13 protein-coding genes are annotated in these 13016 nt (G+C 60.3%); 4 read left to right on the top strand and 9 right to left on the bottom strand.

The window, feature by feature from the left end:
* Positions 1 to 33: 33 nt before the first annotated feature.
* Positions 34 to 1155, top strand: a complete 1122-nt coding sequence (locus tag IB245_RS05890) for a sensor histidine kinase (RefSeq protein ID WP_192226949.1) — start codon at positions 34 to 36, stop codon at positions 1153 to 1155.
* 129 nt (positions 1156 to 1284) lie between these two features.
* Here IB245_RS05890 and IB245_RS05885 read toward each other — a convergent pair whose 3' ends face one another.
* Positions 1285 to 1590: a chaperone modulator CbpM gene (locus IB245_RS05885; protein WP_008038687.1), complete on the bottom strand. Its 306-nt coding sequence runs from the start codon at positions 1588 to 1590 to the stop codon at positions 1285 to 1287.
* Between the two features lie 23 nt (positions 1591 to 1613).
* Complete coding sequence (locus IB245_RS05880; protein ID WP_008038686.1) at positions 1614 to 2561, bottom strand: DnaJ C-terminal domain-containing protein; 948 nt, start codon at positions 2559 to 2561, stop codon at positions 1614 to 1616.
* Positions 2562 to 2859: 298 nt separating this feature from the next.
* Here IB245_RS05880 and IB245_RS05875 point away from each other — a divergent pair, with 298 nt between their 5' ends.
* The gene (locus tag IB245_RS05875; RefSeq protein ID WP_192226948.1) at positions 2860 to 4134 is read left to right on the top strand and encodes an Hsp70 family protein; all 1275 of its coding nucleotides are present in this window, start codon (positions 2860 to 2862) and stop codon (positions 4132 to 4134) included.
* Positions 4135 to 4277: 143 nt separating this feature from the next.
* On the opposite strand, the gene IB245_RS05870 is transcribed toward IB245_RS05875, so the two are convergent.
* The 3 genes from IB245_RS05870 to IB245_RS05860 form a co-directional block, all read right to left on the bottom strand.
* Entirely contained in the window at positions 4278 to 5291 is a 1014-nt protein-coding gene (locus tag IB245_RS05870) for an AI-2E family transporter (RefSeq protein ID WP_008038685.1), read from the bottom strand.
* A 227-nt stretch (positions 5292 to 5518) separates the two neighbouring features.
* Positions 5519 to 5824, bottom strand: coding sequence for a PsiF family protein (locus IB245_RS05865; RefSeq protein ID WP_192226947.1), 306 nt, complete (start codon positions 5822 to 5824; stop codon positions 5519 to 5521).
* A gap of 64 nt (positions 5825 to 5888) precedes the next feature.
* Positions 5889 to 6683, bottom strand: coding sequence for an AraC family transcriptional regulator (locus IB245_RS05860; protein WP_192226946.1), 795 nt, complete (start codon positions 6681 to 6683; stop codon positions 5889 to 5891).
* 96 nt (positions 6684 to 6779) lie between these two features.
* Here IB245_RS05860 and IB245_RS05855 point away from each other — a divergent pair, with 96 nt between their 5' ends.
* Positions 6780 to 7667, top strand: coding sequence for a DMT family transporter (locus IB245_RS05855; protein WP_008045208.1), 888 nt, complete (start codon positions 6780 to 6782; stop codon positions 7665 to 7667).
* Positions 7668 to 7764: 97 nt separating this feature from the next.
* Here IB245_RS05855 and IB245_RS05850 read toward each other — a convergent pair whose 3' ends face one another.
* The 3 genes from IB245_RS05850 to IB245_RS05840 form a co-directional block, all read right to left on the bottom strand.
* A complete protein-coding gene (locus IB245_RS05850) occupies positions 7765 to 8655 on the bottom strand; it encodes an esterase/lipase family protein (RefSeq protein WP_192226945.1) in 891 nt (296 codons plus the stop codon).
* A gap of 108 nt (positions 8656 to 8763) precedes the next feature.
* Complete coding sequence (locus tag IB245_RS05845; RefSeq protein WP_008031171.1) at positions 8764 to 9069, bottom strand: DMT family transporter; 306 nt, start codon at positions 9067 to 9069, stop codon at positions 8764 to 8766.
* Positions 9070 to 9708 (bottom strand): FMN-dependent NADH-azoreductase, encoded by a 639-nt coding sequence (locus IB245_RS05840; protein ID WP_192226944.1) that lies wholly within the window; start codon positions 9706 to 9708, stop codon positions 9070 to 9072.
* 108 nt (positions 9709 to 9816) lie between these two features.
* Here IB245_RS05840 and IB245_RS05835 point away from each other — a divergent pair, with 108 nt between their 5' ends.
* Complete coding sequence (locus tag IB245_RS05835; RefSeq protein ID WP_225609800.1) at positions 9817 to 10779, top strand: LysR substrate-binding domain-containing protein; 963 nt, start codon at positions 9817 to 9819, stop codon at positions 10777 to 10779.
* Between the two features lie 62 nt (positions 10780 to 10841).
* Here IB245_RS05835 and IB245_RS05830 read toward each other — a convergent pair whose 3' ends face one another.
* Positions 10842 to 12917: an AsmA family protein gene (locus IB245_RS05830; protein WP_192226942.1), complete on the bottom strand. Its 2076-nt coding sequence runs from the start codon at positions 12915 to 12917 to the stop codon at positions 10842 to 10844.
* Positions 12918 to 13016 lie beyond the last annotated feature (99 nt).

Raw genomic sequence — 13016 nt, 5'->3', positions numbered from 1 at the left:
AAGATGCCTCGGATTGCCATCAGGAAACCGACCATGCGCCTATCCGAATTCATCAGGCAACACGTAGACCGTATCGTCGATGAATGGGAGCAGTTCGCCAGAACGATTACCCCGGCGGCCGAAAATATGGATCGAGTGGCCTTGCGTGATCACGCCAGGGAAATTCTGTTGGCAGCAGCGCGGGACATGACCACCGCGCAAACCGCCAGCGAGCAACTCGCCAAGGCCAGGGGCGAAGGTCCGGAGAAAACCCCGAGCCTGGACGAAGCCGGCGCCAGCCATGGTGAACTGCGCCATACCGTGGGCTTCGATCTGATGCAGATGACCAGCGAATTCCGTCACCTGCGTGCCTGTGTGATCCGGTTGTGGGTCAACAGTCTGGAATCACCGGACCTCGCTTACTTCCAGGACATGATCCGTTTCAACGAAGCCATCGATGAAGCCCTTGCCGAATCCACGGCGGCCTATGCCGAACAGGTCAATCATTCGCGGGATATCTTCCTGGCTATTCTCGGCCATGACCTGCGCGCCCCCTTGCAGGCCGTGAGCCTGTCCACCGAAATGCTGATGCGCAAAACCACGCTTGAAGGCGATGCCTTGGCTTGCGCAGTCAACATCAAGCGCGGTGCGCGGCATATGGCGGTGATGGTCGGCGATTTGCTGGAGCTGGTGCGCAGTCGCCTGGGCAAGAGCCTGCCGATTGAACCGAAGCCGATGGACCTGGCCGATGCCGCCCACGCCGCGATTGCCGAAGCCTGTGCCGGTAATCCCGAATGCGATCCGACGGTTCATACAGAGGGCGACACGACAGGCGTGTGGGATGCCGGACGCCTGGCGCAACTGCTGCAAAACCTGATCGGCAATGCGTTGCAGCATGGGTCGAACAAACGCGATGTGACAGTGACCCTCACCGGCGAACCAGACACCGTTCGTCTAACGGTGCATAACTTTGGAGCGCCGATACCCGAGGAGGCGATCGGTACGATCTTCGATCCGCTGGTACGCAGCGCCGATGAAGAACTCGGCCAGCCGTCCACCAGCCTTGGCCTGGGGTTGTTCATCGTCAAGGAAGTGGTCGATGCGCACGGCGGGACGATCGAGGTCAGTTCGAACGAAACTGATGGGACGCTGTTTACCGTGGTGTTGCCGAGATAGACCGCCGTGCACGGTCATGAACTGTAGGAGCCGGCTTGCTGGCGATGGGGGCAACGCGGTCTGTCTGACTCACCGCATCATCGTTCATCGCCAGCAAGCCGGCTCCTACAGGAATCGAATTGGCTTCAGCTATTCGACAACCAACCGCGCCAACCGCTGCTTGAGCATCCGGTTCTCGGCCCGCAGTTGCTGCACCTCTTCAAGCAGATCGAGCGCCAGGGCGACGCCTTCCCACTCCAGCTCCAGGTCGTGCCGCAGCTTCGCGGCACGCTTGGCCAGCGCCAGCTCATAATCGGTGAAACGCCAATCCTTGGGCTGCTTGCCCTGAGGTTCGAGGATGCCGTGCTCGACGATTTCGATCACGTAGACGTCCGACAAATCGGTCGCCTCACAGAATTCTGCCATGTCCAGTTGAACGATCAGGGGGTTGCTCATGATGGGCTACTCCGTCTCTTGGATCAGAAGTTTTCTCTCGGGTCGAATGCGGCTTTTTTCGCCAGTTCCTGCCACAACGCCTTGACCTCATCGCTCGAGGTTTTTGGCATGACCGCCTTCAATTGCACGAACAGATAACCGCGTTGACCGGCCTTGTTCAGCAAGCCGTGGCCCTTGGCACGCATACGCTGGCCGTTCTGGCTACCGGCCGGCACCTTGAGGTTGATCTTGCCTGTCAGTGTAGGCACGGCCACTTCGGTGCCCAGCGCCAATTCCCACGGAGCCAGCGGCAGCGTAATGATCAGGTTCTCGCCTTCGACGTCGAACTTCGGATGCGGCGCAAAGCGAATGATCAGGAACAAGTCGCCGTTGGCGCCACCACCGATGCCCGGTGCACCCTGGCCTTTGAGGCGGATGCGCTCGCCGTCGGTCACGCCGGCGGGGATTTTCACGTTCAGGCTTTTGCTGGTGTTGCTGACGTGCTGGCCGGCAGCGTTGTACTGCGGCACCTGGAACGTGACCTTCTTCGATTCGTTCGAGAGGGTTTCTTCCAGAAAGATCCCAAGTTCCATTTCCACGTCTTGCCCTCGACGTCCGGCACTGCGGCGCGACTCTCCACCACCAAACCCAGGACCACGGTTACCGAAGATCGAACTGAAGAAGTCCGAAAAATCGCCCGAGTCCTGACCACCACCAAAACCACCGCCGCCACGCCCCTGCCAACCTGGCGGGCCCTGGAACGGTTGGCCGTGCTGGCCGTATTTGCGCAAGTCGTCGTATTCGGCGCGCTTGTCGGCGCTTTTCAGCGCTTCATAGGCTTCGGACGCGTCCTTGAATTTGGACTCGGCGTCCTTTTCCTTGCTGACGTCGGGGTGGTATTTGCGCGCCAGCTTGCGATAAGCCGCCTTGATCGTCTTATCGTCCGCGGTCGGTTCCACACCGAGAATCTTGTAATAGTCTTTGAAGTCCATCGTGGAATCACCATCCATTATCAAAATCGCGCCGTCACCGGCAGCATGCGCTCATTGGCAGCCGCAGGGTTGACCGATCTCAAGATTGTGACCGGGGCGCGTATCAGAAGTTTATCGGCAGCGGCGGGCGGTTCTTTTTACCATCCCAATGGCTGCCAGGGCCAATGCAGACAAGTTTGGGGCATCGGGCCGTCTTATCAAGGCGCTAATTACCGAGATTTAGCGGATAGTCGGCCTTCGAATCTGCGCCGCACTGGCATACACTGCGCGGCCGTTTTTTAACCGGAACCTGATAGACATGAAAAACGCATCTCCAGCCCGTGCCTGTGGTATCGACTTCGGCACGTCCAACTCCACCGTCGGCTGGCTGCGCCCCGGCATGGAAACGCTGATCGCGCTGGAGGACGACAAGATCACCCTGCCCTCGGTGGTCTTCTTCAATATGGAAGAACGCCGCCCGGTGTACGGCCGTCTGGCGCTGCACGAGTACCTGGAAGGCTACGAAGGCCGGCTGATGCGCTCGCTCAAGAGCCTGCTGGGTTCCAAGCTGATCAAGCACGACACCAGCGTTCTCGGCACGGCGATGCCGTTCAAGGACTTGCTCGGGTTGTTCATCGGTCAGTTGAAGAAACGTGCTGAAACCGCCGCTGGTCGCGAGTTCGATGAAGTGGTGCTGGGTCGTCCGGTGTTCTTCGTCGATGACGACGAAATGGCTGACCAGGAAGCGGAAAACACCTTGGTGGACGTGGCCCGCGCCATCGGTTTCAAGGATGTGTCGTTCCAGTACGAGCCGATTGCGGCAGCGTTCGACTATGAGTCGACCATCGAAAAGGAAGAGTTGGTACTGATCGTCGACATCGGCGGTGGTACGTCCGACTTCTCGCTGGTGCGCCTGTCTCCCGAGCGCCGCAACCACGACAACCGTCACGAGGACATCCTCGCCACCGGCGGCGTGCACATCGGCGGGACCGATTTCGACAAGCAGTTGAGCCTGCAAGGCCTGATGCCACTGTTCGGCTACGGCAGCCGGATGAAGAGTGGTGCCTACATGCCGACCAGCCACCACATGAACCTGGCGACCTGGCACACCATCAACTCGGTGTACTCGCAGAAGTCGACCCTGGCCTTGGGCAGCATGCGCTACGACATCGAAGACACCGGCGGCATCGACCGTCTGTTCAAGCTGATCGAGCAACGCGCCGGGCACTGGCTGGCGATGGAAGTGGAAGAAACCAAGATCCAGCTGACCCACGCCGACAGCCGCCATGTGCCGCTGGACCGCATCGAGCCGGGCCTGAGCGTGGAGTTGAGCCGGGCGTTGTTCGAATCGGCCATCGACAACTTGCTGGAGCGCGTGCGCAACAGCGTGACCCAGATGCTGAACGACGCCAACGTGCGGGTCGATCAGGTGGATACGGTGTTCTTCACCGGTGGTTCGAGCGGGATTCCGGCATTGCGCAACAGCGTCTCGGCGATGTTGCCGAATGCGCGGCATGTGGAAGGCAACATCTTTGGCAGCATCGGCAGTGGTTTGGCGATTGAAGCGGCCAAGCGTTATGGGCCGATGGACTGATCCAAAACCGAGGTGAGCCCTTCGCGGGCAAGCCTCGCTCCTACAGGTTTGGTGTCGTAACCATTATCGGTGAACGACACAAACCCTGTAGGAGCGAGGCTTGCCCGCGAAGGCGTCAGAACAGGCAATAAATATCGACCGGATCAAACCATCCCCACCTGCTTCAACTCACTCTTCAAATACGCGTAATAAATCGGCCCAGCCACCACCCCCGGCAGGCCGAACGCTGCCTCGAACACCAGCATCGCCAACAGCAACTCCCACGACTTGGCACTGATCTGCCCGCCGACAATGCGCGCGTTGAGGAAGTATTCGAGCTTGTGGATAACAATCAGATAACCCAGCGCAGCCACCGCCACCCAGATCGACAGCGACAAACCGACGATGGTGATCAGCGTGTTCGACATCAGGTTGCCGATCACCGGCAACAGGCCGAGCAGGAAGGTCAGCACGATCAGGGTTTTGGTCAGCGGTAGTTTGATGCCGAACATCGGCAGGACCACCGCCAGGAAAATCCCGGTGAAGAAGGTGTTGAGCAGGGAAATCTTGATCTGTGCGAACACGATGTTGCGGAACGCCTGGACCAGCAGGTGCAAGCGATCAAACAGTGCGGCGGCCAGCGGCTTGCGCTTGGTCAGGTCCGGCACCCGTTGCAGGGCGATGATCGCGCCGAGCACCATGCCGATCAGCAACGTCACGAACATGTGCGCCGCGTCCTTGCCCACCAGTTGCAGGTCGCTGAGGTGTTTGCTCATCCACTCGCCAATCGCCACGCGAAACTCGGCGGCGCTGGCCGGCAGGTAGGCGTCGATGAACGGCGGCAACTGACCGCGAGCGCGGTCGACCACGAGCATGAATTTATCGAGGGAAGCGCCGGGGTTTTCCGCCTCATGCAGCAGGAAACTGAAGGCGCCGGCGAAGATCAGCGTCAGCACACTGACCACCAACGTCCCCAGTAACGCCACCGCCAGCCAGCGCGCACGCCGACCTTCGATTAGTCGCTGCAATTGCGGGGTGAGCATGTTGACCAGTTCGAACACCAGCAGACCGGCCAGAAGGCTTGGCAGCAAGCGCAACGGAATCACCAGCAGCAAACCACCAAAGATGATGACCCAACTGATGAGCAGCAAGACTTGGCGTTGAGAAAACGTTGGCATACAGCCTCAAAACGAACGGCGTAAAAGGATTGGCAGTCTGCCAGCGTTCGGGTGTCAGCACTAGGGATTGTGTGGGGCGACCTTGGTCGGGGGCAGAGGCGATTTCTGCAGCGCTCTGGCCGGCCTCATCGCGAGCAGGCTCGCTCCCACATTTGTCCTGTGTATGCAGATCCATTGTGGGAGCGAGCCTGCTCGCGATGGGGCCCTCACAATCCCCGCAAATCCGTTTATTTTTTCTTCAGGCAATCACTCATGAACGCCTTGCGCTCATCACCCTTGAGGGCCTTGGTCGCGGCATCGGCATTGCAGGTTTTCATCTTCTCTTGCTGAGGGGTCAAGGCTTTCTCGTCATTGGCGGCTGGCGCGGCTTTAAGGCAGGTGCTCATGAAGGCTTTGCGCTCATCGCCCTTGAGGCTTTTCGCGGTAGCGTCGGCATTGCAGGTGGTCATCTTGTTCTGTTGGGCAGTGGCGGCGAAGCCCTGGGAGCAGAGCAGCAAACCGATCATCAACAAAGGGACACGCAACATCGTCATGGAGTTTTCTCCTTGTTGCCGCACCGAGGGGCACGGCCTCGTTCTGGAGTGTAGACAAAGCCTGTTACAGCTTCCTGCCCGGCAGATGGCTTCGGCGATACTGCTCCGGTGTACACCCGGCCTGGCGCTGGAACATGGCGATAAACGCCGACCCGGTGCTGTAGCCCATGTCGAACGCGATTTCCTGAATGCTGCGATGACTGTCCAGTGCTTCGATCGCCGCCAGAAAACGCAAACGCTGCCGCCACTCGCCGAAACTCATGCCCAACTCGCGCACAAACTGCCGCGCCAGGGTGCGCTCGCTGACGTGAATCTGCTCGGCCCATGCCGACAGTGGCCGGTTATCTCCGGGCTCAACCTGCAAGGCTTCCAGAATCCCGAGCAGCCCGGGACTGCTGGCGTAGGGCAAGTAGCATTGGTGGATGGGCGCCTGCTGCAGCTGATCCACCAGCACTTGGGCCAGGCGTTGGTCGGTCTCTTGCTCGGGAATCTTCACGTCACGGGCGGCGAAGTCCTTGAGGATTGCCTTGAGGATGTCGCTGATCGCCAGGGTGCAGGCCTGCTTCGGCAGCTCGTGGCACAGCGCCGGCGCCAGGCAGACGGCGCGGTAGTTGATCGGTTGATTGCTGTAGAAACTGTGCTCGATCTGCGGCGGCACCCACACGGCATATTGCGGCGGCGACATGAAACGGCTGCTGCCGATTTCCATGTGCAACACACCGTTGGCCGAATACTCCAGAGTACCCCAGGGGTGACGGTGGGCCGAGGCATATTCGTGGCTATTGAAGTCGGCGTAGCGGAAGTACACCGGCGCGGGCAATTCGCTGAAATCCAGCAGGTCGATGTGTTTGCTGCTCATGCTGTCTGTCATCAGGGTCAGGTTGTCTGGATCGCAGTATAGGCTTGCATCCGGACAGGCGATAATTCTCCCTCATTAACGTTCTGGTTGTTCCTGATGCAATACGCTTATCCCCTGCTGGCCATTTTCATTTGGGCTGGCAATACCGTGATCACCAAAATGTCGGCCGGGGCGATCTTCCCGGCGGAGATCGGTTTTTACCGCTGGCTGCTGGCCGGATTGTTGTTCACGCCCTTTATGCTCAAACCGGTGATCGCCCATTGGTCGGCCATACGCCCGAACCTGGGGAAGATTTTCATCCTCGGCGTGCTGGGCATGGCGGTTTATCAGAGCCTGGCGTACTTCGCGGCGACGCTGACCTCCGCCACTAACATGGGCATCATCCTGTCGCTGATGCCGTTGATGTCGCTGGCCATGGCCATCGTCAGCCTGGGCCAGCGCCTGACCGCCGGCGCGCTGGCCGGTGCGGTGTTGTCGTTTGGCGGTGTGTTGGTGGTGGTGTCGTCCGGCAGCCTCAGTGCATTGCTTGAGCACGGGGTGAACCTGGGCGATGCAATGATGCTGATCGCCACGCTGGCCTATGCGATTTACAGCACGCTGCTGAAAAAATGGCAGCTGCGTTTGCCGCCGCTGGTGTTGTTGTATCTGCAGGTGTGGGTGGCGGTGGTGGTGCTGTTTCCGTTGTTCGCCGTGTCGCCGAAAATCGGTCCGACGCTGCAAAACATTCCGCTGGTTCTGTATGCCTGCCTGCTGGCGTCGATGGTTGCGCCGCTGGCATGGATGCAGGCCGTGGTGCGTCTGGGACCGAGCCGGACGACGCTGTTTTTCAATTTACTGCCGGTGATTACCGCACTGATTGCCGCGCTGGTGTTGCATGAGCAATTGGCGATGTATCACCTGGTGGGCGGGATGTTGACGTTGGGTGGGGTGATTGTTTCGGAGCGTTGGACCATGGTGTTGGGACGCAAGGTTAGCGTCGCCTGACATGGCGCCTTCGCGGGCAAGCCTCGCTCCTACAGTTCATGCGCTGTCCCTGTAGGAGCGAGGCTTGCCCGCTAAGAACGATAATGCGGTCTGACGGCTAAACCCCCGCCGCCTTCAACCGCGCCGCATGCTCCACAAACAACCGGATCGGCTCGGCCCCCTTCCCCACCAACCCCAACGATTGGTTGACGATGTCAAAGTGATCCAGCGGATACTCATCGCCAATCACCGTGCCCAGATGTGAGCTGTAACGCCCGACCATCCCGTCGCAATGCCCGACTTCACGCACGAAGGTTTTGGCAAACAGCCGACAACTGCGGTTGGTCCCGTCGAACAGATTGCGCCCGCGATCGGTCTTGCCTGGCTGCAACGTGCCGGACCACGAGTAGTAGCGCACGCCATTGACCTCTTCCGGCCCGTGCCCGCCCCATGTTTCTGGCAAGCCCTGTGGATAACGTTGGTTGAACAACGCCACACCCGCCGTCGTGAGCGATTCATGGGACGCGTGGATGTCCACCGGCAGCTTCGGCCCGCGATAACCCGTCTCCAGCAAACTCATCAACGCACCGATGATCCGAAGAAAAAACGCCAGCAGCCGCCCCCTCGCGCTGTCCGCCGGGTAATGTTTGTGCAAGTAGTCCGCCAGTTCCGAGCCGTGATTGGGGCCTGCCACCGAGGTCACGGAAGCCACGCGATCCGGGCGTTTGGCGGCGGCATAACGGGCGGTCAGCGAGCCCTGGCTGTGGCCGATCAGGTTGACCTTCTCGGCACCGGTTTCGCGCAGGATTTCATCGATCCGGGCCAGCAATTGTTCACCGCGCACTTCAGTCGAGTGCAGCGGCGACACTTGAACTGCAATCACCGTCGCCCCTCCCTGGCGCAACGCCTCCACGATCCCGTACCAGTACGGATAAAGCACCAGACGGATAAACCCGAGCATTCCCGGGACCAGCACCAACGGATAACGCGTGGCAGAACCTTGCGACATGGGCAAACGTCCTTGTGATCGGTGAGGTGACGCAAGGCTGAATACAAGACATCAGCCCAGCATCGACATCGAATGTGACAGCTCGACGACCAGTCTATGACATCCGCTCTATTTCAGCCCCGCCACCCCCGCCACGATCAATCCGACCGATACCAGCTTGACCGCCGTCAGACTTTCGCCGAGCAACGCAAACCCGAGAAACACCGTGCCCAGCGAACCGATAGCGGTCCAGATCGGGTAAGCGATGCTCACCGGCAATTCGCGCATCGCCAGGGTCAGGAAGTAAATCCCGCCCACTGCCGCCACTACCGTGATCAGTGACGGCCAGAGCCGGGTGAAGCCTTCGGCATACTTCATGCCCATGGCAAAGGTGACTTCGAACCCGGCGGCAATCAGCAAAAACACCCAGGCCATCTAGAACTCCCTGGCCAGCGTCAGCAAACGCTGCTCGGCCTCAGCGACGGAGATCTCGAAGGTGCGCTCGGCGGATTCTTCACCCTCGGCGGCCACGACAGTCACGTCGGTAATGCCGATAAACCCCAGCGCCGTGCGCAACAGCGTATCGGCATGGTTCAAGGCTTCCAGTTCACCACCGGGACCGAAACCGAACCCGCCACGGCTGGTGACGATCAGCGCTTTCTTGCCGTGCACCAACGGCTCGTATTGCGCGACACCATTGTCCAGCGTGTGATTGAAGGTCAGCCCGAGCCGCACGATTTGATCGATCCACGCCTTGAGGCCGCTGGGCACGCTGAAGTTGTGCATCGGCGTGGAAATCAGCAGCAGATCGTGGCCCAGCAACTCGGCGACCAGTTCATCGCTGAACGCGAGGTCGGCCTGCATCGTCAGCGGCCGCGCCTCGGGCTCGGGGTAAAACGCGGCGGCCACAAACGCTTCGTTGACCGGAGGAATCAACGCCCGTCCGACTTCGCGACGAGTCAGTTGCGCTTGCGGATGGCGGACCTGCCAAGCGCCGAGAAACACTTCGGCCAGGCGACGGGAGTGGGAACGTTCGCCCCGTGGACTGGCGTGAATGGCAAGAATTGTGTTCATCTGAAACTCCTGAGGACTAAACTCAAACGGCGTGTGGCATGCAGCTTGTGCTCGCGACCGTCTCGCCTCAAATGAGCAAAAATCAGCTTGGATGAATTCATTTCATCCATGGAGTGTTCAATGTTTGCCTCGCTGCCACTGACCGCCCTGCGCGCCTTCGAATCCGCCTCACGCCTGCTGAGTTTCAAGGCCGCCGCCGAAGAACTGTCGGTGACGCCAACGGCGGTTTCCCACCAGATCCGCTCGCTGGAAACCTGGCTCGGCGTGCCGCTGTTCGAGCGACTGCCACGGCAAGTGCGCCTGACCGAATGCGGCGAGCGTCTGTTCCACAGCCTGCACGGCGCTTTTCTGGAAGTGGCGCAAAGCGTCGACACCTTGCGCCCGCAACGCAGCGGCACCAGCCTGACAATCTCCACCACCGCCGCTTTTTCCGCCTTGTGGCTGGTACCGCGACTGGGGCGGTTTTACGCCCGGCATCCGAACATCAGCGTGCGGCTGGACACCCATTGCGAAGTCATCGATTTGCATCAGGACGCCAGCGTCGATCTGGTGGTGCGCTATAGCCTCGATGACTACCCGAACCTTTATGGCCTGTGCCTGTTCGATGAATCGTTCGGCGTTTATGGCTCGCCGGAACAGGTTGCACAGGCCAGCATCCGGGCACCGACGTTGATCAGCGTGCGTTGGCACAACTCGAAGCTGTACGCCCATGGCTGGGAAGCGTGGTGCTCGCAGTCAGCAGAAACCTGGCTGACGGCAAACCCGGCGGTCCGCGAATACGACGAAGAGCATTACGCGCTGCAAGCAGCGATCGCCGGACAAGGCCTGGTGCTGGCGAGCAATATCCTGGTGTCCGAGAGCGTGGCCAGTGGTTTGTTGGTGGCTTACCGGAGTGACATTCAGGTGAATGGCGCCGGCTACAGCGCGCTGTGCGTACCGGGTCGTGAACGCCATCCGCCGGTGCGGGCATTTTTTGCGTGGTTGCAGGAGGAAGCCCGATTGTCTGGCTTGCTGCCAAGATCGCCAATCACATCAAACTTTTCGCCGCGCTTGTCACTCACACCGGAGTAGCGATCACTTCCCTGTGGCCGACATCCTGAAAGATTTGTAGCGCCTGTCAGACCGTCATCGATTTATTTGGTGGGCTTAACGGTGACGGGTGCCTTGCCCGCCTTCATCTGCTCCAGCAACGGCGCACACTGATTCGGCTCACCCCCACTCGGCGCCACCAGCGCCAGCAACCCCGCCGCCGGTGCCGCAATCACGCCCAAGGCCACCATCCCCGCCCCGCGCAATATCAGGGGCACCGCCTTCACGCCCGCATCCGGCTTGATGAACTTGCCTCGCACGTACAGCGGCGAACGCAGGGAAATCAGGCGCCAGCCCTTGGATTCCGGGGTGATGGTCAGGTCCAGTTGCTCAGTCGCCATGTTCGCCGTGCCATCGATGTAGATGATCGCGTTCTCGGTATCGAAGACAAACAACCGAGTGGTGGCCAGGCCGGTCTTGATGTCGAAGTCGGCCGCCGCGCAATTGATCTTCACTTCTTTGTCGCCAAAGATTTTACCGACCACGTAGTTGCCAACGTTCAGCCCAGCCAGTTCCATCAACTCGCGGCTGATGGCACCGTCGTTGATCAGCATCTTCAGATTGCCATTGGCCGAACCCAGCAGCTTGGCCACCGAGTTGCCGTGACCACTGATGTCGGCATCGCCATTGAGCTCGCCGAAACTGGTCTTCATCGGTTCAAAGGTCGGGAACAGCTGCTTGAGCTTGAAACCGCGCCCGGTCAGCTTGGCGTTGCCTTCCAGCGGCTCGGTGCGACCGTTCAGGCGAATCTGCGCATCCAGTTTGCCGCCGGCCACGCCGAAACGCAGGGGTTCGAGGCTGAGCACGCCATCGGTCAGCACCAGGTGCGTGTAGAGATCGTTGAACGGCAGTTTTTCACTGTGGACGATGCGCTTGCCGGTGAATTCGACGTCGGCGTCCATGTCGCGCCAGCGCTCGGTCTTGAACTCTTCGACCGGTAACACCTTGTCCGCCGGCTGCTTGCTTTCGCCGCCTCGGGCCTTTTGCTTGGCGTTGGAGTCGGCGCCGATCAAGGGCGCAAGGTCGGTAAACAACAGTTGATTGGAGAGCAGCGAACCGCTGAGTTTCGGCCGAGGCTGGCTTGCGACGTAGGCCAGGCTGCCATGGATGTCGCTCTCGCCGATCTTGCCGTTGAACGCTTCGTAATGGAACACCGCGCCGCCCGGCTCATGCAGCTTGGCGATCAAGTGGCCGTCGGTGGCGTAGGGCGGTGTATCCGGCAGGGTCACGCCGGTCAGCGGATAGAGATTGCCCAGGCTGCTGCCGGCCAGTTTCAGCCGCAGGTCCAGCGCACCAAGGTTGAGCGGGTCGGTCAGCGTACCGGCGAGCTCGACGCTGGTGTCGGCAATCTTGACCTGGGCCTGGAGCGGGAACGGCCGGGCCGAATCCTGCAAGGCCAGCAGGCCGCCGATCTTGCCTTCGCCCGTCAGTTTCTGGCCGTGGTATTGGCCTTTGACCTTCAGTGCAAACGCGTAATCCTGGGGAGCCGCGCCCTTCTCCTGCGCAGTTTTCGCGGCTTTTTCGCCGACGATGTCGCTGAACGGGATCGGCTTGCCCAGCGGGTCGATGATCAGGTCGAGCTGGGTTTTCAGGCTCTGGTCGTCGAGGGTGACGTGGCCTTTGTCGAAGCCGATCGAACCAATGTCGACCACCCAACTGGAAGGTTCGGCGTTCGGGTCTTTCGGGTCGAACTTGAAGGTCCAGTTGGCGCGGCCATCGGCCAGGCGCTGGAGGTCTGCGTTTGGTTCGGTCAAGTCAATGCGCGGGATCGTCACCCGTTGCGCCAACAAGGCCAGCGGCGAAATACGCAGCTCGACGCGTTTGAGCGTGGCCATTTGCGGCTGCTTCGACCAGTCCGGGTTGCCGAGGCTCAGGTCCTGCGCCACCACATGCGGCCACGGCACCCAGGCGCGCCACCCACCTTCGTCAAGCTCACGCTGCCAGACCACCGCGAGGTTGCCATTGATGGCAAACGGTCGATGCAGCTCTTCGGAGACTTTGGCGTTGAGGGTCGGTTTGATCCGGTTCCAATCGAAGAACGCGATGATCAGAACCAGTATCGCCAGTAACACAACCAGGCTGGCAAAGGTCCAGGCAAAAACTTTCGGGGTGCGCGTCATTGCACAGGGCTCCTGAATACGACTGAGCGCCCTGACCGCGACGCGCGTGTGAAACCTCAGGCCAGAACCGGCCTGGCATGAAGCCTAGGACTGGGAAAC

Source organism: Pseudomonas sp. PDM02 (assembly GCF_014852285.1).
Taxonomy (GTDB): domain Bacteria; phylum Pseudomonadota; class Gammaproteobacteria; order Pseudomonadales; family Pseudomonadaceae; genus Aquipseudomonas; species Aquipseudomonas migulae.
This window is presented reverse-complemented; position numbering and strand designations above follow the sequence as displayed.

Excerpts from the sequence above, each read along its gene's own strand:
- IB245_RS05890 (WP_192226949.1), top strand. The coding sequence starts at position 34 with ATGCGCCTATCCGAATTCATCAGGCAACACGTAGACCGTATCGTCGAT.
- IB245_RS05885 (WP_008038687.1), bottom strand. The coding sequence starts at position 1,590 with ATGAGCAACCCCCTGATCGTTCAACTGGACATGGCAGAATTCTGTGAG.
- IB245_RS05880 (WP_008038686.1), bottom strand. The coding sequence starts at position 2,561 with ATGGACTTCAAAGACTATTACAAGATTCTCGGTGTGGAACCGACCGCG.
- IB245_RS05875 (WP_192226948.1), top strand. The coding sequence starts at position 2,860 with ATGAAAAACGCATCTCCAGCCCGTGCCTGTGGTATCGACTTCGGCACG.
- IB245_RS05870 (WP_008038685.1), bottom strand. The coding sequence starts at position 5,291 with ATGCCAACGTTTTCTCAACGCCAAGTCTTGCTGCTCATCAGTTGGGTC.
- IB245_RS05865 (WP_192226947.1), bottom strand. The coding sequence starts at position 5,824 with ATGACGATGTTGCGTGTCCCTTTGTTGATGATCGGTTTGCTGCTCTGC.
- IB245_RS05860 (WP_192226946.1), bottom strand. The coding sequence starts at position 6,683 with ATGAGCAGCAAACACATCGACCTGCTGGATTTCAGCGAATTGCCCGCG.
- IB245_RS05855 (WP_008045208.1), top strand. The coding sequence starts at position 6,780 with ATGCAATACGCTTATCCCCTGCTGGCCATTTTCATTTGGGCTGGCAAT.
- IB245_RS05850 (WP_192226945.1), bottom strand. The coding sequence starts at position 8,655 with ATGTCGCAAGGTTCTGCCACGCGTTATCCGTTGGTGCTGGTCCCGGGA.
- IB245_RS05845 (WP_008031171.1), bottom strand. The coding sequence starts at position 9,069 with ATGGCCTGGGTGTTTTTGCTGATTGCCGCCGGGTTCGAAGTCACCTTT.
- IB245_RS05840 (WP_192226944.1), bottom strand. The coding sequence starts at position 9,708 with ATGAACACAATTCTTGCCATTCACGCCAGTCCACGGGGCGAACGTTCC.
- IB245_RS05835 (WP_225609800.1), top strand. The coding sequence starts at position 9,817 with ATGGAGTGTTCAATGTTTGCCTCGCTGCCACTGACCGCCCTGCGCGCC.
- IB245_RS05830 (WP_192226942.1), bottom strand. The coding sequence starts at position 12,917 with ATGACGCGCACCCCGAAAGTTTTTGCCTGGACCTTTGCCAGCCTGGTT.